Source organism: Paracoccus aurantiacus (assembly GCF_007993065.1).
Classification (GTDB): Bacteria; Pseudomonadota; Alphaproteobacteria; order Rhodobacterales; family Rhodobacteraceae; genus Paracoccus; species Paracoccus aurantiacus.
This window is the reverse complement of sequence record NZ_VOPL01000001.1, coordinates 27,274-49,903: the sequence shown is the minus strand read 5'-3', so window position 1 is coordinate 49,903 and position 22,630 is coordinate 27,274. Positions and strand designations below refer to the sequence as shown.

At 63.3% G+C, this 22,630-nt stretch carries 20 protein-coding genes and 1 tRNA gene; 12 read left to right on the top strand and 9 right to left on the bottom strand.

What is annotated here, in order from left to right; genetic code table 11:
* Positions 1 to 14 precede the first annotated feature (14 nt).
* The 3 genes from FQV27_RS00305 to FQV27_RS00295 all read left to right on the top strand — a co-directional run bounded on the left by FQV27_RS00305 (position 15) and on the right by FQV27_RS00295 (position 1,281).
* Entirely contained in the window at positions 15 to 467 is a 453-nt protein-coding gene (locus tag FQV27_RS00305; protein WP_147095616.1) for a Phasin, read from the top strand.
* A 111-nt stretch (positions 468 to 578) separates the two neighbouring features.
* Positions 579 to 1,151 (top strand): polyhydroxyalkanoate synthesis repressor PhaR, encoded by a 573-nt coding sequence (gene phaR / locus FQV27_RS00300; protein WP_147095614.1) that lies wholly within the window; start codon positions 579 to 581, stop codon positions 1,149 to 1,151.
* A 40-nt stretch (positions 1,152 to 1,191) separates the two neighbouring features.
* Positions 1,192 to 1,281 (top strand) — tRNA-Ser (locus FQV27_RS00295).
* 176 nt (positions 1,282 to 1,457) lie between these two features.
* Here the strand turns inward: FQV27_RS00295 and FQV27_RS00290 are convergent.
* Positions 1,458 to 2,621, bottom strand: coding sequence for a mandelate racemase/muconate lactonizing enzyme family protein (locus tag FQV27_RS00290; protein WP_147095611.1), 1,164 nt, complete (start codon positions 2,619 to 2,621; stop codon positions 1,458 to 1,460).
* Between the two features lie 185 nt (positions 2,622 to 2,806).
* Here FQV27_RS00290 and FQV27_RS00285 point away from each other — a divergent pair, with 185 nt between their 5' ends.
* Positions 2,807 to 3,703, top strand: a complete 897-nt coding sequence (locus tag FQV27_RS00285) for a LysR substrate-binding domain-containing protein (protein WP_147095607.1) — start codon at positions 2,807 to 2,809, stop codon at positions 3,701 to 3,703.
* 4 nt (positions 3,704 to 3,707) lie between these two features.
* On the opposite strand, the gene FQV27_RS00280 is transcribed toward FQV27_RS00285, so the two are convergent.
* A complete protein-coding gene (locus FQV27_RS00280) occupies positions 3,708 to 4,607 on the bottom strand; it encodes a LysR family transcriptional regulator (protein ID WP_147095605.1) in 900 nt (299 codons plus the stop codon).
* Between the two features lie 228 nt (positions 4,608 to 4,835).
* Here FQV27_RS00280 and FQV27_RS00275 point away from each other — a divergent pair, with 228 nt between their 5' ends.
* From FQV27_RS00275 to FQV27_RS00260, 4 genes are all read left to right on the top strand, one after another.
* Entirely contained in the window at positions 4,836 to 5,798 is a 963-nt protein-coding gene (locus FQV27_RS00275; protein WP_147095603.1) for a tripartite tricarboxylate transporter substrate binding protein, read from the top strand.
* 15 nt (positions 5,799 to 5,813) lie between these two features.
* Entirely contained in the window at positions 5,814 to 7,835 is a 2,022-nt protein-coding gene (locus FQV27_RS00270; protein WP_147095600.1) for a tripartite tricarboxylate transporter permease, read from the top strand.
* Between the two features lie 63 nt (positions 7,836 to 7,898).
* Positions 7,899 to 8,969: a tartrate dehydrogenase gene (locus FQV27_RS00265; RefSeq protein WP_147095598.1), complete on the top strand. Its 1,071-nt coding sequence runs from the start codon at positions 7,899 to 7,901 to the stop codon at positions 8,967 to 8,969.
* 30 nt (positions 8,970 to 8,999) lie between these two features.
* The gene (locus tag FQV27_RS00260) at positions 9,000 to 10,073 is read left to right on the top strand and encodes a tartrate dehydrogenase (RefSeq protein ID WP_147095596.1); all 1,074 of its coding nucleotides are present in this window, start codon (positions 9,000 to 9,002) and stop codon (positions 10,071 to 10,073) included.
* A gap of 16 nt (positions 10,074 to 10,089) precedes the next feature.
* Here the strand turns inward: FQV27_RS00260 and FQV27_RS00255 are convergent, their stop codons facing one another.
* On the bottom strand, positions 10,090 to 11,553 hold the full coding sequence (locus FQV27_RS00255) for a xylulokinase (RefSeq protein WP_147095594.1): 1,464 nt from the start codon (positions 11,551 to 11,553) through the stop codon (positions 10,090 to 10,092).
* A gap of 197 nt (positions 11,554 to 11,750) precedes the next feature.
* On the bottom strand, positions 11,751 to 12,677 hold the full coding sequence (locus FQV27_RS00250) for an ABC transporter substrate-binding protein (protein WP_246132945.1): 927 nt from the start codon (positions 12,675 to 12,677) through the stop codon (positions 11,751 to 11,753).
* A 108-nt stretch (positions 12,678 to 12,785) separates the two neighbouring features.
* Here FQV27_RS00250 and FQV27_RS00245 point away from each other — a divergent pair, with 108 nt between their 5' ends.
* From FQV27_RS00245 to FQV27_RS00230, 4 genes are all read left to right on the top strand, one after another.
* Complete coding sequence (locus FQV27_RS00245; protein ID WP_147095592.1) at positions 12,786 to 13,781, top strand: FecCD family ABC transporter permease; 996 nt, start codon at positions 12,786 to 12,788, stop codon at positions 13,779 to 13,781.
* Complete coding sequence (locus FQV27_RS00240) at positions 13,778 to 14,830, top strand: FecCD family ABC transporter permease (RefSeq protein WP_147095589.1); 1,053 nt, start codon at positions 13,778 to 13,780, stop codon at positions 14,828 to 14,830. Before FQV27_RS00245 ends, FQV27_RS00240 begins: the two co-directional genes overlap by 4 nt.
* Positions 14,823 to 15,635, top strand: coding sequence for an ABC transporter ATP-binding protein (locus tag FQV27_RS00235; RefSeq protein WP_147095587.1), 813 nt, complete (start codon positions 14,823 to 14,825; stop codon positions 15,633 to 15,635). The genes FQV27_RS00240 and FQV27_RS00235 overlap by 8 nt, the downstream gene beginning before the upstream one ends.
* A gap of 364 nt (positions 15,636 to 15,999) precedes the next feature.
* Positions 16,000 to 16,512 carry a MarR family winged helix-turn-helix transcriptional regulator gene (locus tag FQV27_RS00230; RefSeq protein ID WP_186827166.1) on the top strand — a complete coding sequence of 171 codons (513 nt, stop codon included), beginning with the start codon at positions 16,000 to 16,002 and terminating at the stop codon, positions 16,510 to 16,512.
* A gap of 13 nt (positions 16,513 to 16,525) precedes the next feature.
* Here FQV27_RS00230 and pdeM read toward each other — a convergent pair whose 3' ends face one another.
* Genes pdeM through FQV27_RS00205 form a run of 5 tightly spaced genes read right to left on the bottom strand, consistent with a single transcriptional unit; the run spans position 16,526 to position 22,603 of the window.
* Positions 16,526 to 17,158: a ligase-associated DNA damage response endonuclease PdeM gene (pdeM, locus tag FQV27_RS00225; protein ID WP_147095583.1), complete on the bottom strand. Its 633-nt coding sequence runs from the start codon at positions 17,156 to 17,158 to the stop codon at positions 16,526 to 16,528.
* Complete coding sequence (locus tag FQV27_RS00220; RefSeq protein ID WP_147095581.1) at positions 17,155 to 19,548, bottom strand: ligase-associated DNA damage response DEXH box helicase; 2,394 nt, start codon at positions 19,546 to 19,548, stop codon at positions 17,155 to 17,157. The genes pdeM and FQV27_RS00220 overlap by 4 nt, the downstream gene beginning before the upstream one ends.
* A complete protein-coding gene (locus FQV27_RS00215) occupies positions 19,545 to 21,125 on the bottom strand; it encodes a cisplatin damage response ATP-dependent DNA ligase (RefSeq protein WP_147095579.1) in 1,581 nt (526 codons plus the stop codon). The genes FQV27_RS00220 and FQV27_RS00215 overlap by 4 nt, the downstream gene beginning before the upstream one ends.
* On the bottom strand, positions 21,122 to 22,129 hold the full coding sequence (locus FQV27_RS00210) for a ligase-associated DNA damage response exonuclease (RefSeq protein WP_147095577.1): 1,008 nt from the start codon (positions 22,127 to 22,129) through the stop codon (positions 21,122 to 21,124). Before FQV27_RS00210 ends, FQV27_RS00215 begins: the two co-directional genes overlap by 4 nt.
* A complete protein-coding gene (locus FQV27_RS00205; RefSeq protein WP_147095575.1) occupies positions 22,130 to 22,603 on the bottom strand; it encodes a pyridoxamine 5'-phosphate oxidase family protein in 474 nt (157 codons plus the stop codon).
* Between the last annotated feature and the right edge of the window lie 27 nt (positions 22,604 to 22,630).

Below are 22,630 nucleotides of genomic sequence, written 5' to 3'. Positions count from 1 at the left end.
CAGGAGATAGAGATATGGCAAAGACCCCCGATTTCACCAAGACGATGCAGGACATGATGGCGAACTTCCCGGTTGACACCTCGTCGATGCAGGACGCGTTCAAAAGCCAGTCGGCTCTGAACGAAAAGCTGTCGAAAGTCGCGCTGTCGGCTGCCGAGCGTTCGACCGAGATCTCGGCCCAGTGGGCCAAGGACTCGATCGCCCGCATTGGTGAGCTGACCGCCAAGAAAGACGACGCAAGCGCCTATGCCAAAGCGTTCACCGATTTCGCCAACGCTTCGGCCGAAACCGCTGCCGAGCACCTGTCGGCTTTCGCCGAAGTTGCGAAAAAGCTGCAGATGGAAACCGTCGATCTGCTGATGGCTGCCGGTAAGGACATGGCCAGCGACGCGCAGAAGTCGGCCGAGCAGGCCACCAAGCAAGCGCAGGACGCTGTCAAGAAAGCGACCAACGCTGCCAAGGGCTGATCGCCTTCAGGCATCAATCCGAAAGGGGTGGTCCGTGTGACCGCCCCTTTTTCCTTTGCAATTTAGGTTCTTTGCTTCCAAGATGCTGCGAATGCATTCATGAGGACAGCGATGGCCAATCCCGAACCCGCCGCGCCGCTGCTGATCAAGCGTTATGCCAGCCGGCGGCTCTATAATACCGAAACGAGCGATTATGTGACGCTCGAAGACATCGCAGGTTTCATTCGTGACGGTCGAGAGGTGAAGATCGTCGATCTCAAGACCGGCGACGACCTGACCCGGCAATATCTGCTTCAGATCATCGCAGAACACGAAAGCCGTGGCGAAAGCGTGCTTCCCGTTGACGTGCTGACCGATCTCGTGCGCAGCTATACGACTCAGGCGCAAAGCGTTGTGCCGCAATTTCTCGCCGCCAGTTTCGAGATGCTCCGCGAGGGCCAGTCCAAGATGATGGAGCGCATGACCGAGATGTCGAATCCGATGTCGCGGATGCCCGGATTCGACCAGCTTCAGCGCCAGCAGCAGGCTTTCCTGAAGGCCATGATGGGCGGCTGGGGCAGCGGCACTTCAGGCCCCGAAGCCGAAACTCAGACCGATTCCAAGGCCCCGCCCCCGGCGGATGGCGACATGGAAGAGATCCGTCGCCAGCTTGCTGCCCTGCAGAAACGGATTTCGAAGCTCTGATCTTGCGGTTCCCCGCGACAGTCGCTAACTAGCGCGGCACGGACGGTTGGCCGAGTGGTCGAAGGCGCACGCCTGGAAAGTGTGTAGGCGGGGAACCGTCTCGAGGGTTCGAATCCCTCACCGTCCGCCATTCACGCATTGCCATCCCAAGCAGCCGCCTTGCGGGGCGTTTTCCAGTGTGTTCGGGGTGAGCGAATCCCAGCCATGACGGCAAATCCTGCGGGCAGCCTGCTCGACTAAAGCAGCCAACGCACTGGATCATTCGCGTATCGCGGCACCGGCGCGCCGAGTGGCGGGCGTGGTGCCCTACTCTGCCAACTCGCGCATGACCTTGATGAGGTCGGATTTTCCTTCGAAACCGATGCCCGGCAGCTCAGGCATCACGATATGACCATCTTCGACATTCACGCTGTCTGGGAAACCGCCATAGGGCTGGAACAGGTCCGGGTAGCTTTCATTCCCGCCCAGGCCAAGGCCTGCGGCGATGTTCAGCGACATCTGGTGGCCGCCATGTGGAATGCAGCGTGACGGCGACCAGCCGAACTGGCGAAGCACGTCAAGCGTGCGCAGGTATTCCACCAGACCATAAGACAGCGCACAATCAAATTGCAGCCAGTCACGATCGGCGCGCATACCGCCATAGCGCAGAAGGTTGCGCGCGTCCTGATGCGAGAACAGGTTTTCGCCCGTAGCCATAGGCGCGTCGTAAAATTCTGAAATCGCTGCCTGAAGCGCGTAATCCAGCGGATCGCCGATTTCCTCGTACCAGAACAGCGGATAGTCGCGCAGCATCTTGGCGTAGGCGATGGCGGTTTCCAGATCGAAGCGGCCATTGGCATCGACCGCGAGCTGTGCGTCGGGTCCGATCTCTTCCAGAACTGCCTCGATACGGGCGCGATCATCGTCAATCGGGGCGCCGCCGATCTTCATCTTCACCACATTATAGCCGCGGTTCAGGTAGCCGCGCATCTCGGCCCGCAGCGCGCTGTTATCCTTGCCGGGATAGTAATAGCCGCCCGCTGCATAGACGAAGACGCGCGGATCGGCCTCGCGGCCCTTCATATCGGCCAACAGGCGAAACAGCGGCTTTTCCTCGATCTTGGCGACCGCGTCCCAGACGGCCATGTCGATTGTCCCGACCGCGACAGAGCGTTCGCCGTGGCCGCCGGGCTTTTCATTCATCATCATGGCCGCCCAGATCTTGTGCGGATCAAGATTTGTGCCGTCACCATTCATCAGGCTTTCGGGATCGGCTTCAAGGATGCGATCGCGGAATCTCTCTCGGATCAGACCGCCCTGCCCGTATCGCCCGTTCGAGTTGAACCCGTATCCGACCACCCGCCGTCCGTCGCGGACAACATCTGTCACGACGGCAACCAGACTCGCCGTCATCTTGGAAAAGTCGATATAGGCGTTGCGGATAGGCGACGAGATTGGCTTCGTGACTTCGCAGATGTCGATGATGCGCATGATGTTCCCCGGAAGATTGTCGCAGCGGCCCGCCGCTCTTGCGAATGAGATTATCCCTGCGATGTCTGGCAGGCCAATGCCGATCGGGGCCATTTCAGTGCCGGATTGGCATAGGTTAGGCTGGAATTCCAGTGCGTTCAGCGTAAGTTCATATTCTAACTGGTGCCTTATATGCATGGGACGGTATGGACACGACCTGGCTCGATGACCTTCAGGCGCTTGCCAAGACGCTGAATTTTTCGCGGGCGGCGGAAGCGCGCAATATTACCCAACCAGCCTTCGGGCGTCGCATCCGCGCGCTGGAAACGTGGTGCGGGGCGACGCTGATTGATCGCAGCACACATCGACTGTCGCTGACGCCAGCCGGGCGGATCATGATGGATGCGGCGGGCGACGTGGGCCAGCGGCTCGACCGCGCGAGGCGCGAGATCGCGCAGGCGCAAACGGCAACGGCGACGCTGACCTTCGCGGCCACCCATGCGCTGTCCTTCCGCTTCTTTCCCGGCTGGATGCAGGGGCTTGGGACAGAAATGGCCGCCCTGCCCGTCAGGCTTCTGTCCGACAATATGAAGGAGTGCGAGCGCGTGCTATTGTCGGGCGACGCCCAATTTCTTCTGTGTCACCATCACCCGGCCAGCCCGACGGCGCTTCCCGAAGCAGATTTCCGGCATATCGTCCTGTCGCACGACCGCCTTGTCCCCGTCAGTCTCCGCGACGGTGCCAAGCCGCGCTTCGCCTTGCCAGGAACGCGCGATGCGCCGGTCCCAGCCCTGCGATACGAAACCGGGTCGGGCATGGGCAGAATACTTGACGCGGTGCTGTTCGCGAAAACCGGCGAGCTTCATCTCGCGCCGGTTCTGACATCGCATCTCGCCATGGTTCTGCATGCGCTCGCGATTGAAGGCAGGGGCGTCGCATGGGTGCCCGAATCCCTTGCCGCGCCCGAATTGCGTGACGATGGCAGGCTTGTTCTGGCCGGCGGCGCAGAATGGTCGGTCGCGGTCGAGATCGGTCTGTTTCGTCCGCGCAGCCGCCTGCCCGACATGGCAGAGCGTTTCTGGCAGCAGGCCCGCCGCGCCTGATGGGTCACGGCAATTGCAGGCTCGCGGTGGCGTCGCGCAGCCGTTCCCGCAGCAGGTCGATGAAGATGCGCACCTTGGCCGACAGGTTCAGCCGCTCTGGATAGACGGCCATGACATCGGCGCGCATGAAATGGCGCGGCAGCACGACTTCCAGCTTACCGGCGCGGACATGTCGCGCAATGTCCCATTCCGAGCGGAGCATGATTCCGTGTCCGTCCAAAACCCACTGCACGGCGATTTCGCCGTCATTGCTGGACAGCCGACCCGCGACGCGCACATTTTCCTCGTTCCCGAAACGCCAGACGTCATAGGCTGAATGCTCCTGACGCAGCACGATACAGTCATGCTGCGCGAGATCGGCGAGCCGCTTAGGCCGCCCGTGGCGGCGCAGGTAATCCGGTGCCGCAATCAGCACACGCCGGTTGCGCAGGATCAGCCCCATCACCTGACTGGTGGCCGTCGGCTCGCCAAAACGGATCTGCAGGTCGATCCCCTCATCGACGATATTGAGAGGCGCGTCGGTCAGAACGAGTTGAACCTGCACATTGGGATAGAGCGCCGAAAAAGCGGATATGGCTGGCGCCACATGTTCGCGCCCGAACTGAAAAGTCGCGTTGATCCGCATCAGCCCCTGCGGATCGCCGCGCGACGAGGTCATCGCCTCCTCCACGGTCGCAATACGCTCGATGATGTCGAGAGACGAGCTCAGATAGGCATCGCCTTCGCCGGTCAGGCGCAGCCGTCGCGTGGTCCGGTTTATCAGACGCACGCCCAGACGGTCCTCGATCCGCGCCAGCCTGCGGCTTACGGCAGATGCCGTTAGCCCGAGTTCCAGCGCCGCTTCGGCAAGACTGTTGCGCTGCGCGACGACGGCGAAGAATTCCATGTCCGACTGGCTGCTCATCCGCGCCCCACTCGTTCCTTGAATTCAATAATGAAGTGAATATTCGGAAATTCATAGCGCGGATTGCAGCAGTTAAGCTTCACCTGTCCTGCCATGCGGCGGGGCGACCGGCCGGGGGAGACGCCGGGTTGCATGGGCACGGACGGACGCGCTGCGGGAACGGCGCATCCCCGACCAAGGCAAACACGACCGGGCCCGCCCCGTTGGGCAAAACACAGGGAGGACGACATGACATTACGCAAGACAATTCTCGTCAGCGCCGCCATCGCGCTGAGCGCCGCAATACCAGCTTTCGCACAGGATGCGGCGTCGTTTCCGACCAAGGCGATGACCTATATCATCCCCTTCGATGCCGGGGGCGAATCCGACATCTCGGCACGGTTTCAGCAGGCCGAATGGAACGAGCATACCGGCCAGGATGTCATCATTCAGTATCAGCCCGGCGCGGGCGGTGCGCAGGCGTGGTCGCAACTGAACGACATTGCGGGCGACGGCTATACGATCATGGGCATCAACCTGCCCCACACCATCCTGCAACCGCTGGAGGGCGATGCCGGCTACAAGACCGAGGATCTGACGCCGGTTCACTATTTCCACTATACGCCCAATGCGATTTTCGTGACCGCCGACAGCGAATTCGAAACGCTTCAGCAGCTGATCGACTATGCCAAGGCGAATCCCGGCATGGTCACGTTTGCGGGCTCTGGCTCCAAATCGGCGAACAATCTCGGGCAGCTTGAATTCGACAGTGCGGCGGGCGTGACCACGACCTATGTTCCGTTCTCGGGCACCGGGCCGTCGGTGACGGCGGTTCTGGGCAAGCAGACCACGGCAGGCTTCAACTATGCGACCTCGGCCATGGCGCAGGGTGACGCGCTCCGCATGCTCGCAGTTGCCTCGGACGAACGCATGCCGGCCTTCCCGGATGTGCCGACCTTCAAGGAACTCGGCTTCGACATCGTCGGCGGTGCCTATCGCGGCGTGGCCGTTCCTGCCTCGACGCCCGAAGATCTTCGCCAGCGGATTTCCGACATTGTGGCAGAGATCAACGCCGACCCGGATTTCGTCAAGAAGATGGAGGATGGCGGCTTCGTTCTGACCGACATCACCTATGACAAGATGCCGGATTTCGTGGCCCAGATGACCGCGGAATATTCCGAGGGCGCCAAGGCGCTTGGCATCGGCCAGTAAGCAGCGGGACAGCGAATGGAACTGCTCAGCTATTTTCTGCATGCGCTGACACCGATGAACCTGCTTCTCGCGCTTGTGGGCGTGGTGCTGGGGACGGTGATTGGCGCGCTGCCGGGACTGTCGGCCACGATGGCGGTGGCTGTGCTGGTTCCATTCACCTTCGCGATGGAGCCCGCTTCGGGCCTCATCGCGCTTGGCGCGATTTACACGGGCGCGATTTACGGGGGTGCCTTCGCTGCGATCCTTGTGAACACGCCCGGCACACCTTCGTCGATCGCGACAACCTTCGACGGCTACCCGATGGCACGCCGGGGCGATGGCGGGCTGGCAGTAACGCTGGCCACCTTCGCCTCTGTCTCGGGCGGGATCGTGGGGGCGCTGGCGCTTCTGTTTCTGGCCCCGCCGCTGGCAAAGGTGGCACTGGCATTCGGGCCGCCGGAATATTTCTGGCTGGCAATCTTCGGACTTACGCTGATTGCGGCACTGTCGGTCGGCAATACGCTGAAAGGGCTGATCGGGGCCTGTATCGGGTTGCTTCTGTCGATGGTCGGCGTGGCGGTGGTCGGCGGCGATGTGCGCCTGACCGGCGGTCTGCCGTCATTTCTGGGCGGCATCGACGTGGTGTCGGCGCTGATCGGTCTTTACTGCATCCCGGTAATACTCGATCTGGTGGCGACCAAGGCCGCGCATCTGAAGGTCGAGGCTGACGACAAGGGCTATCGGCTGGCCGAGGCTGCGGCAATCGCCTGGAAGTCCAAGTTCAACGTCGTCCGGTCATCCGTGATCGGCACGGTCGTGGGCATCCTGCCCGGGGCGGGCGGCTCCATCGCCGGGCTGGTCAGCTATACCGAGGCACGCCGCGCCTCTCCTCGCTCGGCCAATTTCGGAAAGGGCGAACCCGATGGCGTGATCGCGACCGAGGCGGCAAACAACGCCACGGTCGGCGGCGGCTTCATCCCGACGCTGGTGCTGGGTATCCCCGGCACGCCGCCCGACGCGATCATCCTTGGCGCGCTGCTTGTGCAGGGCATCAAGATCGGGCCGCAGCTTTTCAACGCCGAGGCCGATACCGTCTATACCTTCATCTATGGGCTGCTGATCGCGACCGTGCTGATGTTGCCGGCGGGGCTTCTGATCGGGCGCTATGCCTACAGGTCGATCATCTCGTTTCCGAAATCGCTGCTGGTGCCGACCATCGCATTCCTGACGGTCGTCGGCTCATTCGCGATCCATTCCAACGTGCATGACGTGCAGGTGATGTTCGTTCTGGGCGTCATTGGCTGGATATTGAACCGCTACGGCTTCCAGCCATCGCCTATCGTGCTGGGCCTCGTTCTGGGTCAGATCGCGGAACAGGGCTTCGTGCAAAGCTGGCTGATCGGCAGTTCGACCGGCAATCTGGCGGGAATGTATTTCGGCCGGCCGATCAGCATTGCGATCATTGCCGCTGCAGCCCTGACGCTGTGTTACCCGTTCTACGCCGAATGGCGCGCACGCCGGCGCAACAGCGAACCGCTGACAGAGATCGCGACCGAGGCAGAGGCCCACCCGACCGCCCCTGCCGCGACCGGGGCGCCCCAGGCATCCACCCGCGACACCGGCGCGATGATCTGTGCGGCCATATTCGTGGTGATCGGCGCGATTGCCCTGATGGATACCGCGGATATGAGCGCGATGGGCGCCGTCTTTCCGCGCGCGATCTCCATCCTGCTGATCGGCTTTTCGCTGGTCATGATCGGCCTTGCGCTGACCGGCCGCGGTGTTCGCGCACCCGCGCCCGAACCCGCAGAGGCGTCGCGCAAACGTATCGCGCTTGGCGTGGCTTTTGCCGCCTGGGTATTTGCGATCCCGGTGCTTGGCTTCGGGGCCAGCAGCCTGATCGCGTTTCTGGTCATCATGTTCATCGCCGAACACGAACCGCAGCCCAATGCAGTCTGGCTTCGCCGTATTGTGATCGCGATTGCGATTGTGGCGCTGTTCTGGCTGCTCATGGCGAAGGGTCTGCTTTTGCGGATGCCGGACGGCCTGCTGTTCTAGCCGCCGGCCCCCGCCCCACCACATGAACGCTGCCGCGTCCCGGCCGCAGGAAAGAGGAGTCCCATGTCTGACAACCGCATGAACATCGCCGTCATTCCCGGTGACGGCATCGGCAAGGAAGTCGTGCCGGAAGGCATCCGGGTGCTGGAAGCCGCCGCCGGAAAATATGGGCTGAATTTCCGGTTCGACGATTTCGACTTCGCCTCCTGCGACTATTACGGGCGCCACGGCCAGATGATGCCCGACGACTGGAAGGATCAGGTCGGCGGTCATGACGCGCTGTTCTTCGGCGCGGTCGGCTGGCCGGAATCCGTCCCGGATCACATCTCGCTCTGGGGGTCGCTGATCCAGTTCCGGCGCGAGTTCGACCAATATGTCAGCCTGCGCCCCGCAAGACTGATGCCGGGCGTCAAATCGCCTCTGGCCGGTCGCGGGCCCGGTGACATCGACATGATGATCGTGCGCGAGAACACCGAAGGTGAATATTCCTCGGTGGGGGGGCGGATGTTTCCCGGCACGGACCGGGAGGTGGTCATTCAGGACACGGTGATGACCCGCACCGGCATCGACCGCATCCTGCGTTACGCTTTCGATCTGGCGGCCAAGCGCAGCGGCAAGCTGACCTCGGCCACCAAATCGAACGGCATCTCCATCACGATGCCCTATTGGGACGAGCGCGTGATCGAGATGGCGAAATCCTATCCCGACATCGCCGTCGACAAGTATCACATCGACATCCTGACGGCGCTTTTCGTTCTGCACCCTGATCGCTTCGACGTGGTCGTGGCGTCGAACCTGTTCGGCGACATCCTGTCCGATCTTGGCCCTGCCTGCACGGGAACCATCGGCATCGCGCCATCGGGTAATATCAACCCGGAACGCGCCTTTCCGTCGCTGTTCGAACCTGTCCATGGCTCTGCCCCCGACATTGCGGGGCAAGGTATCGCGAACCCTGTCGGCCAGATCTGGGCGGGGGCGATGATGCTGGACCATCTTGGACACGCCGAAGCCGCCAGCGGCATCATGGCGGCGATTGAACGCGTGCTTGCCGAACCGGCATTGCGCACCCGCGATCTGGGCGGCACCGCCAACACCGAAGATTGCGGCAAGGCGATAGCCGACGCGCTCGGCTGATTTTCACATATCCCGTTTCAGGAGTTTCTCATGAACACCTACAAGATCGCCGCCATTCCCGCTGACGGTATCGGCCCCGAGGTCATTGCCGCCGGCCTGCAGGCACTGGAAGCCCTTGCCCGGCGGGATGGAGGCTTCGCCTTCGACGTGACCGAATTCGACTGGAGTTCCGCGCGCTACAAGAAGACCGGCGCGCTGATGCCCGAGGACGGGCCGGAACAGTTGAAGGTCTTCGATGCCATCTTCTTCGGTGCGGTCGGCGCACCCGATGTCCCCGATCACGTCACGCTCTGGGGGTTGCGACTGCCGATCTGTCAGGGCTTCGATCAATACGCGAATGTGCGGCCGACAAAAATACTGCCGGGCATCACCTCGCCTCTGGCCGGGGTTGGGCCGGGGGATCTGGACTGGGTGATCGTGCGCGAGAACTCGGAAGGGGAATATTCCGGTCACGGTGGCCGCGCGCATAAGGGCCTTCCCGAAGAGGTCGGCACCGAGGTCGCGATCTTCACCCGCGCCGGCGTGACGCGGATCATGCGCTATGCCTTCGGGCTGGCGCAGTCACGCCCCCGGAAACTGCTGACCGTGGTCACGAAATCCAACGCGCAGCGACACGGCATGGTGATGTGGGACGAGATCGCGGCAGAGGTATCAAGGGAATTTCCCGATGTGACCTGGGACAAGATGCTGGTCGATGCGATGACAGTTCGCATGGTCAAAAACCCCAAAAGTCTGGACACCATCGTGGCGACCAATCTGCACGCAGATATCCTATCTGACCTTGCCGGTGCGCTGGCGGGCAGTCTTGGCGTCGCGCCGACCGGCAATATCGACCCCGAAAAGCGCTTTCCGTCCATGTTCGAGCCTATCCACGGCTCGGCCTTCGACATCACCGGCAAGGGCATCGCGAACCCCGTCGCGACCTTCTGGACCGCCGCCCAAATGCTGGATCATCTGGGCGAGGCGGATGCTGCCAAGCGTCTGATGCGCGCTGTCGAAAAGGTCTGCGCCGATGGTATCCTGACCCCGGATGTCGGCGGCAACGCCACAACGCAGCAAGTGACCGACGCGGTCGTGGAAGCGATCCGGGGCGAGAATATCTGACGCCGGGCGAGGGCGATTAGCCGGGCAGCTGGCCCAGCCCGGACAACCGCTTTCCAAGCAGGGCATTGGCCACGATTGCTTCGGTATAAATTCCGAAAAGATCGTCATAGAGTTCGCGCATCGACGCATCAGGCTCGTAAACCCGGTCTGTCCGCGTCATTGCATCATGTGCCTCGGCAAAACCGGCGAAAAGGCCCGCGCCAATTCCGGCGAGGATTGCCGCGCCCAGCACCCCCGGCTCTTTCGCGGTCAGCGTTCGCAATGGGATACCCAGCACATCGGCGCGGATCTGCGTCCACGACGCAGAGCGAAAGCCGCCGCCGCCGCATGTCATCATCGCGACTGGCGACCCTATCGAGGCCTGCAACAGCCCCAGCGCGTGGCGCGCCGACAGTGCGACCCCCTCATAGACCGCGCGGGCAAAGTCGGGCAATGCCGTCTGGCGCGAAACGCCCAGAAAGGCCGCCCGCAGGTCCGCATCCCAGACCGGTGCGCGCTCGCCTTCCAGTTGCGGCATGAAAAGCGGTGTCGCTGAGCGCCTTGGCGACGCCGCGACAAGCGCGCTCATTTCGTCCATCGAAATGCCGGACATCTCGGCAAACCATCGCTTCGCATCGCCCCCGGACTGGGTCGGCGCAGCATGGACCCGCAGGCCGCGATATTCGGGAAAGACGATACTGCCCGTCACGGGCGCGACCCGGCGCGAGGTAATTCCCAGATTTTCGCTCGTCCCGCTGAGATAGGCCGCCGCCCCCTCGCCGACCGCGCCCGCGCCGATCAGCCCGGCCCAGGCATCCATCGTCCCGGTCACAAGCGGACAGCCCGCGAAAGGACCCTCGCGAAATCTGCCCGCGATCTCGGTCAGACCGACCAGCGGCGCGACCCGTTCGGCCGCACCGGGCACCAGCGCCAGCACCCCGCCGATGTAATCAAGATCAGCACCAACAAGTCCGATATTGGATATCGGATCGCTGGAAACCTCACCCGTAAGGTGCCAGATGCAATAGTCTTTCGGTAGCAGGACATAGCGCGTTCGCGCCCATATCTCGGGGCGGTGCTGCGCCACCCATTCCATTCGCGCGATCGCGTGACTGGCGTGAACCGGGGTCGGCGCGCCCCACCATTCGGTCTTCTGCCGTTCCGGCACGCGCATATCCAGTTTCGCCGCGACCGCGCCAGCCCGCCCGTCCTGCCACAGGATCGCTGGCAGCAAGGCCTCGCCGCGTTCATCGACAAAGACATGCGTGTTGACCTGACTGCACAGCCCGATGGCAAGCGCCTGATGGCCCGCGAATTGCGAAAGCGCCTGCTCGACTAGACGTGTCCAGTCGCGAGGGTCCTGCTCGACATAGTTCTGGCCGCTTCGGCGCGTTGGGTAAGTGGCGGAAAATTCATCATGAACGCGGCCGTCGAGGCCGATCGCCGCTGCCTTGACGGACGTGGTCCCGACATCAATGCCGATGATGACCTCGCCGCCCATGCCCACCCTTTCGTATCACGCCCGATGCGGAAACCGGCGCGACTTGCCCCGTGCTGGGGCAAAGTCTGCGCCGTGACCCGCAGCCGCTGGCCGGCGCAAAAGCGCCCTTCCATCAAATGCATCACGCAAATGCGCCGACCGCAAGGGCCAGGACGGCGCCGCAGCCAGCGCCACAGCGGCAGGCCGAGGACGCGAAGTTATTCGACGCCGTAGATGCGCGCGATATCGTCCAGCATAAGCCCTGCCGCGATGACGCCGCCGGCGGTGTTCCAGATGCCGTCATCGACCTCGTGGACACGGCCCGCCTTCACCGCTGACAACGACTGCCAAAGCGGATCGGAAAGCGCCTCGTCTTTCAGCGCGACCCCGTCGCCATTGCCGGTGTCATAGGTGAAATAGAAGATCCGGTCGCCGTCCATGTCCGGGATGCTTTCCTTTCCGGTGCGGATGGCGAATTCCTCGACATCCTGATTGGGCGGACGGTGAAAGCCCAGTTCCTTCAGGACAACGCCGGAAAAACTGTCGAGCTGATAGATACGGATCTGACCGGGCGTGAAGCGGATGACCGACACCTTTTCCTGCGTCTTGTCGCCCAGCTTTTCGCGCAGTCCCGCGACCTTCGCCTCATAAGCCGCGATCACCTCTTCGCCCTTCTCACTCAGCCCGAGCGTTTCGGCGTAGAGGCGAAAGTTTTCCTTCCAGTCCCCGCGCAGACGTTCCGACAAAACCGTGGGCGCTATCGCCGAGAGCTGAGGATAGATCTCCTCGTGCCGCATCTTGTTTCCGATGATGAGGTCGGGCTGAAGTGCCGCCAGCATTTCCAGATTGATCGCCGATTCCGTGCCGAGCGGTGTTACATCCTTCATCGCCTCGGTGATGTGGGGCCACCAGGGATCGCCAACGAATGAATTGGCCGCACCAATCGGGGTGACACCAAGCGCGAGAAGCGCCTCGGTCCCTTCATTCGTCAGGATCACGACTTTCTCGGGCGCGTCAGGAACCTCTGTCATGCCCATCGAATGCGTGATCTCGCGCGCAAGCACAGGATGCGCCGCAAGGCCGAGTGCAAGCCCGGCCCCAAGTGCCAGACTTATAAAACGCCGCCGCATCGGATTCATTGTCATTTCCCGCCCCTTCATGTCGGTCATGCCCGGACGAGCACTTGCCGGGCCGCTGTTCAGGGCGTATTCCTGACTTAAACGATAAACCAAGTCAATCAGAAGCGACCCGAGTTGACCCGGCCCAATATCATCCTCGCGCTCGCGCTTTGCGTCATTGCCGCCGCGGTCATCAGCCTGCATGTCGGGCTTCGCTTCTATGGCCCGGCTCAGGTTGTGCATGCGCTTTTCGGCGGGGCGGACGACACGGACGCGCTGATTATCCGCACCCTGCGACTGCCGCGCATGGCTGTCGCAATCACCTGCGGGGCGGCGCTGGCACTGTCGGGGCTGCTGATGCAGACGGCGACGCGCAACCCATTGGCCGAGCCGGGGCTGCTTGGGGTGAATGCCGGTGCAGCACTGGCGGCAGTGATCGGCGTCACCTTCTTCGGCGCGACCGGCCTGCTTGCCGTTTCGGCCATTGCAGCACTTGGCGCGGTCGTCGCGGTCGCGGTGGTTTTCGGGATTTCGATGATGGGAGATGTGCGATTCGATCCTGCCTCGATCCTGCTTGCCGGGGTCACGCTTGCGGCGCTTTGCGGGGCGCTGTCGCAGGTCATCCTGCTAAGCCATGAAACAGCTTTCGAAACCTTGCTGTTCTGGCTGGCCGGAAGCTTTGCCGACAGGGATATCCGGCTGGTCTGGATCGGCGCGCCGGTGGTCCTGCTCGGCATCGTCGCGACGATCCGGCTTGCGCCCTCGCTGGATGCGCTGCGCGCCGATGACGACACGGCGGCGGCGCTTGGGGTGCCGGTGCTGACGGTCAGGGTTCTGTCACTTGCACTGGCGGCGCTGCTTGCGGGCGTCTCGGTCGCGCTTGCGGGACCGGTGATCTTCATCGGGCTGATCGCGCCGCATCTGGTCACCCGGCTGCTGCCCGGTGCCACGCATGGATGGCTGGCGCTTGCCTGCCCGCTGGCCGGAGCACTTCTGGCGCTTCTGGCGGATATGCTTGCGCGCATCATCGTGGCGCCGGCTGAAGCGCCGATGGGGACCGTGCTTGCGCTTGTCGGCGTGCCTGCGCTTGTGATCCTGCTGCGCCGGTCGGGCGCGAGGCAAGCGGCATGAGCGTCGCGACTGTCGATATTGCGCAGAAGGCAAGGTCCGCGCGGTCGGGGCGTTCGCGCTTGCTCGCCCTCGCAGCAGCCTTGCTTATGCTGATCGTTCTTGGCTGCGGTATCGGGTCAAGCTTCATGCCGCCCGGACGCGTCATCGCCGCGCTAGCGGGACACGGGGCGGGCACGGATGGGATCATCCTGTGGACCCTTCGCCTTCCACGCGTGGGTCTTGCCGTTGCAGGAGGCGTTGCGCTGGCACTGTCGGGCGCGATCCTGCAGCGCGTGGCGCGCAATCCGCTTGCCGCGCCTTCGATCCTCGGGATCACAGATGGCGCGGCGGTGGGCGTTGTCGGGTTCCTGTGGCTGTTTTCGAACGAAACCAACAGCCTGACAGTCTCGATCCACTGGCAGCCGCTTGCCGCGATGCTTGGTGCTGCTGGTTTTGCCGCCATTACCGGCGCGCTGACCTTGTCCGATCCAAGGCGCGGCCCGCTTGGCATGATCCTTTACGGCGTCGCGATGGCAGCCTTGGCGAAAGCAATGGTGACGTTGCTGATGATCATGGGACCGATCTATCGTGCCGGACAGGCGTTGACATGGCTGTCCGGTTCGGTCGGCGCTGCGCATTGGTCAGACGTCGCGATCCTTGCAGCAATCATCCTGTGCTGCCTTCCGCTGCTGATCCTCGCCGCGCCGGTTCTGGCGCAATTGCGCCTAGATGCGGAATCGGCGCGTTCGACCGGACTGTCGCTTGGCGCGGCGCAGATCGGTCTGGTGCTTCTTTCGGTCCTGCTGACCGCCTCCGCGGTTGCCTTTGTCGGTGCGATCGGCTTTGTCGGTCTGATCGCGCCCCATGCCGCGCGACGGATCATCGGCGACGGCAGCGCGCTGTGGTTGCCCGCGACCGCGCTGATCGGGGCGGGGCTGGTTCTGGCCGCCGACATCACCGCGCGCGTGGTCGCGCCGCCGCTGGAACTGCCTGCCGGCGCGGTAACGGCGGCGGTCGGTGCGCCGCTGTTTCTGCTGTTGCTGGTCAGGGAAAGGGCCGTGCATGACTGAGCCCCTTTTCAGCCTTCAGAAAGCCCGCGCCGGCTATGGCCGCCTGCCGGTTTTCGACGGGCTCGACCTCGATCTGCCGGCGGGCAAGGTCATCGCGCTCTGCGGGCCGAATGGCAGCGGCAAATCGACCGTGCTTCGGGCCCTGCGCAAGCTGCTGCCGGTGGTCGAGGGGCGTATCCTGCTGGATCAGCGCGAACTGGCCGCATGGCCCGATAAAGAGCTGGCGCGCCGCCTTGCCATGCTGTCGCAGTCCCCCGAGGCCCCGCCCGAGATGAGCGTGGCCGAACTTGCCATGCTGGGTCGGTTCGCCCACCGCAAGCCGCTGGCTGGCCCTTCGCAGAATGACCGCGACGCCTGCGCACGCGCCCTTTCCGCAGCCGGACTGAGCCATCTTGCGCAGGTCCCGCTCGGCTCGCTTTCCGGCGGCCAGCGGCAGCGGGCGTGGATAGCGATGGTGCTCGCGCAGGAATCGGGAACGATCCTGCTGGATGAGCCGACCAACCATCTGGACATCGCGCACGCCTTCGAGGTGCTTGAACTCGTGCGCCACCTCAACCGCGCCGAGGGGCGAAGCATCGTGGTCGTTCTGCACGATCTTAACCTGGTTACGCGATATGCGGATCATGTGGTGATGTTCGACGCCGGTCGCGTCGCGGCGCAAGGCAGTGTCGCCGAGGTACTGACCGAGCAGCGACTGGCAGATGTCTATGGGATCAACGTGTGCATCCTGCGACCGGACGAGCTCGACTACCCGGTCATTGTACCGCTGCATACCCACGCGCGCCGTTCCGACCGACCCGAGTAAGGCCGGATAATGGGCCCCTTACCGGCGCGAATGCGCCGAAGCCCCCTGCGTCTTGCGCGGATCGTCGACGGTAGCCTTACGTAGCGAAAGTTTAGGCTTGCCGAGCCGGGCTTCATCGCCGATTCTGGTCACGGGCGCAGCCACCGGCGAATTACGCCGGAGCAGTAGCGTTCATGCGATTTCGCTGGATGTGCGAAGTGCCGCTGCGAAATCTTGTGCGTTAACTATGAGATTTTTGGTTAACCCATTGACCCCAGCCGATAAATATTTGCTATTTGTGCTATTGTATCCAACGGTCCGTGACATTCGGCGTCTGTCGCTCTGGGGATCAAACAAAAAGTCGAGACAAGAGAGTATTTTGGATATGAAAGACTTTGATTATCAGCCCCTTCCCAACTCCAAAGTCGAGCTTGGCTATCTTGCGGGCGATCTGACATTCATGACACGGGTTCTTTCGGCGCATATTCGCGTCGCCAATGTCGAATTTCAGCGTGAATGGGATACGGTCAGCGGATCGCTGACCCTGCTGAGCCTGATCGGGCTCAATCCCGAAATTTCCCAGAACGATCTGGCCGCGGTTGCGGTCATGAAGAAATCAGCCGTCACCAAGATTGTCACCGACCTGGAGGAACGCGGCTTGGTCATCCGCGACAAGCACAAGTCGGATCGGCGCTTCAACGCCCTGACGCTCAGCCCCGAGGGCGAGGCTTTCTGGAAGGACATGCGCAAACGATCCGAGATGCGCCACGAACATCTGCTGCACCCATTGAGCGCGCGCGACCGCGAGAAGCTGTTTTCGCTTCTGGGTCGCCTGATCGCCCATTACAGCGAGGATCGCTCGGGGAGCCGTAGCGGGGCCAGCATCAAAAGCCACTGAACGCGAGGGCTAGCTAGCGAACCGTTATCGGTATGGGCAGGCAGCGACGGCCCGTCAGGATCGCGATGCCGTCAGGCACCAGCGCTTGCAAGGCCGGGTGGTCGCTGCGCAGCCCGCCCGTATAATGCCCGAAAGCAGGCAGGATCAGGTGGTCGCGGCCAACCAGAAACGCGGGGCGGGCACGCCCCGCGACGCGCGCCTTCGGGTGATAGTGGCCCGAGATATCCGGTCCCTGCCCCGGCATCGCGATATGGCGAAGGCTCAGCCCGCCCCACGCCATCGCCTCGGCACCCGAGGCGCTATCGTGATTGCCGGCAATCAGAAACGTCTCTCGGCATCCGGTCAGGTCCGTGAACTGGGCACGCTCGGCTTCCGGCAACGCCACTGCGGCGGAATTGTCGTCGTAGATATCGCCAAGAAGCGCCAGTCGCGACGGGCGCAAATCCTCCAGTTCCGTCTGAAGCCGGAGGAGCGTCTCTCGTGTCTCGAACGGCGGCAACAATGCGCCGCCGCGCCTGGCCATGCGTTCGGACTTGCCAAGGTGAAGGTCGGAAACGATCAGCATGTCCTGTGACGGCCAGTAAAGCGCGCCAGAGGCACGGGCGACGAAATCCTGCCCTGCAAAGCGGAACGCGTAACCTGTCATGCCGCGGCCAGACCTGCCTCGGTCATCAGGCGCGCTGCCTCTTCCTCCAGCAGGCGATCCTCACCAAGTCCCTGGATCGGCACCCTGCCCGCCTCCAGCATCAGGGGCGCGGCCAAGGGTGTCACATGGGGCGGCATGGCGGTGACAATCTGAGGGCGCGCGATCAGCATTTCCTCGATCCGGCCGAAATCCACGAGGCCGCGCATCGCCTCTGTCCGGGTCAGGCGCAGCAAGACATGATCCGGGTCGTGCCGGCGCAGCGTGTCATAGATGATGTCGCTGGAAAAGGTCGCCTGCTTCCCGGACTTGCGCTGCCCCGGCAAATTGCGTTGCAACAGCCCCGCCACGGTCGCGACATTCCGGAAGCTGCGCTTCATCACCGCGTTCTCGCCCAACCAATCCTCCAGCCCGTCGCGAAGCGAGGCGCGCGTGAAGAAGGGCGCGGGGTCTGTGACGAGGTCCATCGACCAGATCAGAACAGCGTAATCGGTGGCGACGAAACCCAGCGGGCCAAGGCCCGTCTCCTCCATTCGTCGGGTCAGGATCAGGCCGAGCGTCTGGTTCGCGTTGCGACCGGCGAAGCTATAGGCGCAGAAATAGGCCCGTCCGCCGCGCATGAAGCTTTCGCAGGTCAATGTGCCCGGTCGCGGCAGGACAGAGATCTCTCGCTGCAATTCCAGCCAATCCCGCGTCGATCCCGGAAGCGCATCCCATTTCTGCGGGTCGCCGATCAGTGCCAGAACGCGCGCCGACAGCTCGGTCGATGTGGCAAGCTTCGTGCCGTTGAAGACCGCGATCTTCGGCTGCCGCGAGGGCTGCGGCGTGACCTCGACCACCATTTCGCGCAGACGGTCATAGCGCACGGTCTTGCCGCCGATCAGGAAGGTGTCGCCCGGTGAAAGACTGGCTGCGAAGCCTTCCTCGACCTCACCAAGGGGTGCGCCGCCATTGCGGTTGCGGACTTTCAGGGTCTCGACATCGTTGATGGTGCCGATATTCATGCGGATCATCCGCGTGGCGCGCGGGTCGCGCAACTGCCACAGACCGCCGCGTTCCACCAGCCTCTGCCAGCGATCATAGGCGCGCAGCGCATAGCCGCCAGTTGCCGCGAAATCCAGACAGTCATCGAATTGCGCGCGGTTCAGCGCGGCATAGGGGCCGGCGCTTCGGAATTCGGCGAATAGCGCGTCGGCATCGAACGGCCCGGCGCAGGCGGTCAGCAGTATCTGCTGGCACAGCACATCCAGCCCGCCGCGGGACGCAACCGGGCCACGTCCCTCGCCATCCAGATCGCCCTCGGCCACGGCTTGCAGCGCGGCCACGCATTCGATGACTTCGAAGCGGTTGGCCGGCACGATCCGCGCCTTCGAGGGCGCATTATAGCGGTGATTGGCACGCCCGATCCGCTGCACCAGCCGCTTGACGTTCTTCGGCGCGCCGACCTGAATGACCAGATCGACATCGCCCCAGTCGATGCCCAGATCCAGACTGCCCGTGGCCACCACCGCACGCAGTTCACCCGCCGCCATTGCGGCCTCGACCCTCTCGCGGACTTCGCGCGACAGGCTGCCATGATGCAGCCCGATCGGCAGGTTCGCATCGTTGACGGCCCAAAGCGCCTGAAAGAACAGCTCGGCCTGCGCGCGTGTGTTGATGAACACCAGCGTCAGCCGCGCTGCGGCGATCTCGTCCATCACGTCCTGCGCCGCATAGCGGCCGCCGCCACCCGACCACGGCGCGGGTAAGGCGGTTTCCAGCATGGCGATATCCGGCGCAGGGCCGGGATCGGCCATGACAATCCGCGCGCCGCCCAGATATTCGGCAAGGGCCGTGGGGTCGTCCACCGTAGCCGACAGGGCAGAAACACGCAGATCTGGCGACAGGGTCCTCAACCGGGCCAGTCCCAGCATCAGCTGATCGCCGCGCTTGCCTTCCGCCAGCGCATGGATTTCGTCGATGACGACCCGCTTCAAGGCGCCGAATATCTTCGGAGCTTCCGGATAGGACAGCATCAGCGCCAGACTTTCCGGCGTGGTCAGCAGGATTTCGGGCGGATCGACGCGCTGTCGGGCGCGTCGGGATGAGGCAGTGTCGCCGGTGCGATCCTCGATCCGGATATTCAGGCCCAGATCGGCCACAGGCCGCGAGAGATTGCGCGCGATGTCATTCGTCAGCGCCTTCAGTGGAGAGACATAAAGCGTGTGCATCCCCTGATGCGGGCCGTTCAGAAGATCGGCCAGCGTAGGCAGAAACCCGGCCAGCGTCTTGCCGCCGCCGGTCGGCGCGATCAGCAGCGTGTCGTCGGTTGCATCGAACAGGTCAAGCTGATGGGGATGTGGCTTCCAGCCTTGCCTGCTGAACCAGTCGCCGATCCTGGCGGGCAGGCTCATGTCACCTCTGGCGGCAGCATGGCGCGCAGGGTTTCGATCCGGTCGGCCTCGGCCGCGGGCTTGTCGTCGCGGATGCGGCTGATGCGGGGAAAGCGCATGGCGACGCCGGATTTGTGCCGCGCAGAGCGGTTCAGGCCTTCGAACGCGACCTCGACCACCTTTGACGGTTTGACCGCCCGCACCGGACCATAGCGGTCAACGGTATTATTGCGCACGAACCGGTCGAGCGCCTTCAATTCCTCATCCGTGAAGCCAAAATAGGCTTTTCCGACCGGCACCAGTTCATCCCCGTCCCACACCCCGAAGGTGAAATCCGAATAATAGCCCGAGCGTTTGCCGTGGCCACGTTGGGCATATAGCAGCACAGCGTCGATCACCAAGGGATCTCGCTTCCATTTGAACCACGGGCCTTTCATCCGCCCGGCCAGATAGGGGCTGTCGCGGCGCTTTATCATCACGCCTTCGATCACCGCGTCGGGCGGATCGGCGCGCAGCGCGGCCAGATCGTCCCATGTCGCGAATTCCAGCAGCGGCGAGGCGTCGATCTGCGGATCGGCAAGCCCCGTGATTGCCAGGTCCAGCCGCGCCCGACGGTTGTCGAATGGCAGCGCGCGCAGATCCTCGCCGCCCCAGATCAGCAGATCATAGCCGCGCAGACCCGCCGGATGGCTTTCGAGCAATTTCTTGGAAACCGTCTTGCGGTTCAGGCGCTGCTGCAACTCGCCGAATGTGCCGACCTGATCGCCGCGCCGGACCAGCAATTCCCCGTCGATCACCCCGTCGAAATCAAGTCGGTCCAGAAGATCAGGGAAGGCCCCGCCGATATCCTCGCCCGTTCGGGAATACAGGCGTCGCGTTCCCTGATCGGACACGGCCTGCACACGGATGCCGTCCCATTTCCATTCCGCTGCATACTCCGCCGGGTCGAGCGCCTTCAGCGCATCGAGATCGGTTGCCGTGGACAGCATGACTGGCCGGAAAGGCGCAAGCGCCGCGGCCTCGGGCTTCGCGCCCCCTTCCGCCCAGCCGAACAGTTCCAGATAAGGCGGTGTCAGGCCGTGCCAGATCTCCTCGATCTCGGTCAGGGGAAGGCCGCCATATTCGGACAGGGCCGCCCTCGCCAGCCGGGCAGAAACGCCGACACGCATCCCCCCGGTCGCAAGCTTCAGATAGGCATAGCGTTCGGACGGGTTCAGCGCATCCAGCCGCGACGCAATCAGCGCGGGCAGGCCGGCCTTGCCGGTGGTCTGGAATTCCTCGACCAGTTGCGGCAAAGGCAGGTCTGGATCGTTCGGGGGGGTGTCAGGCTCTGGCCAGATCAGCGCGATGGTTTCGGCAAGATCGCCCACGAAATCATAGCTGATCGCGAACAGTTCCGGGTCCACGCGTTCCGCCACCAGACCGCGCAGAAGCGAGGGCGTGACCGCGCGCAATTTCAGATCACCCGTCAGCGCCGCCAGTGCCAGCCCGCGTTCCGGGTCGCTGACGGCGGCGAAATACTGCGCCAGCAGACGCAGCTTGCCATTTCGCTGCGGCGTGAAGGCCAGCCGTTCCAGAAGGGCCGCGAAATCCTTCATTCGGCCTCATCCTCGTAACCCGCCAGATGCAGCGGGCGGGCGGCGCGGCCCTGCAATTCGCACCAACGGATCACCGCATCTTCACGGCCATGCGTCACCCATGTTTCGGCGGGGTTCAGTTCGTCGATGGTGCGGGTCAGATCGGCCCAGTCCACATGGTCCGAAATGACAAGCGGCAGTTCCACCCCGCGTTGCCGGGCACGCGCGCGCACCGACATCCAGCCGCTGGCGAATGCCAGAACAGGGTCGGGAAAACGCTGCGCCCAAGTCGCCTCGAACGCCGATGGCGGGGCGATGATGATCTGGCCGGCAAAGTCGGCCTTCTTCATGCTGTCATCGGTCGCGGGACGCAAATCGCCAAGTGCGACACCCTGCGCGATATGATAGTCGCAGATGCGTTGCAGCGCGCCGTGAATATAAATCGGCGCGTCCCAGCCAGCCTGCCGCAGCAGCATGATGACGCGCTGCGCCTTGCCAAGCGAATAGGCCCCGACAATATGCGCGCGTTCGGGAAATGCCGCGACCGAAGCCAGCAGCTTTTCTGCCTCGCCAGCGGGGTCCGGGTGCCGGAAAACGGGCAGACCGAACGTCGCCTCGGTCACGAAGATGTCGCAGGGAACGGGTTCCCATTCCGCACAGGACGGGTTGGCAACACGCGCGTAATCGCCCGATACGGTGACGCGCTGCCCTTCTGCTGTTACCGAAATCTGTGCCGATCCGAGGACATGGCCAGCCGGGTGAAAGCTGACCCTCGTATCGCCGAGCGTCATTTCGCCATCAGCGACCTGCCGCGCGCCTGCGAAATCATCGCCATACCGGATCGCCATAAGGTCCAGCGTCTGCCGCGTCGCAAGCACGGCGCCGTGCCCCGCGCGGGCGTGATCGGCATGGGCATGCGTCACGAGCGCGCGTTTCACCGGCCGCATCGGGTCGATGTAAAAGTCGCCAGAGGGGCAATAAAGCCCCTCTGGCCGTGTCAGAAGGGGCGATTTCGCCTTGGCCATTCAGGCGAAGGTCACGCTGCCATGACTACCCAGATCCGGCTTCTCGCCCGTCACTTTCGCCTTCGCGACCTGATAGAGGAAGCCGACCGCACCGCCCTCGGTCACCCAGACCTCGGCCGATTTCGGGGTATAGCGGACAAGCTGCAGATCGGGGTCCTGCTTGCCGTCCTCGAACCAGCTTGACGCCACGACACCCCAGACCTGATCCAGCTTTTCACGATCATCGGACACCACCATATCGCCTTCGATATCGGCATAGATGCCCTTGCCGTCGCTGCAGATCAGATAGCGCGCGGCGACGCCCTGCGCGGCGGCCTTTGCCATGGGTGTGTCCTTGGCGGTGATGAACCACAGATGCGGGTCATCCTCGACCACGCTGTGGGACATGGGAACGAAGCGACCGTCGACTTCAAGCATGCCGGTGCGGACATCTTCGATACGGTCACGGAATTCGGTCTTCAGATCGTCGGACATTGCGAAGCTCCTCGAATGAATCGAGAA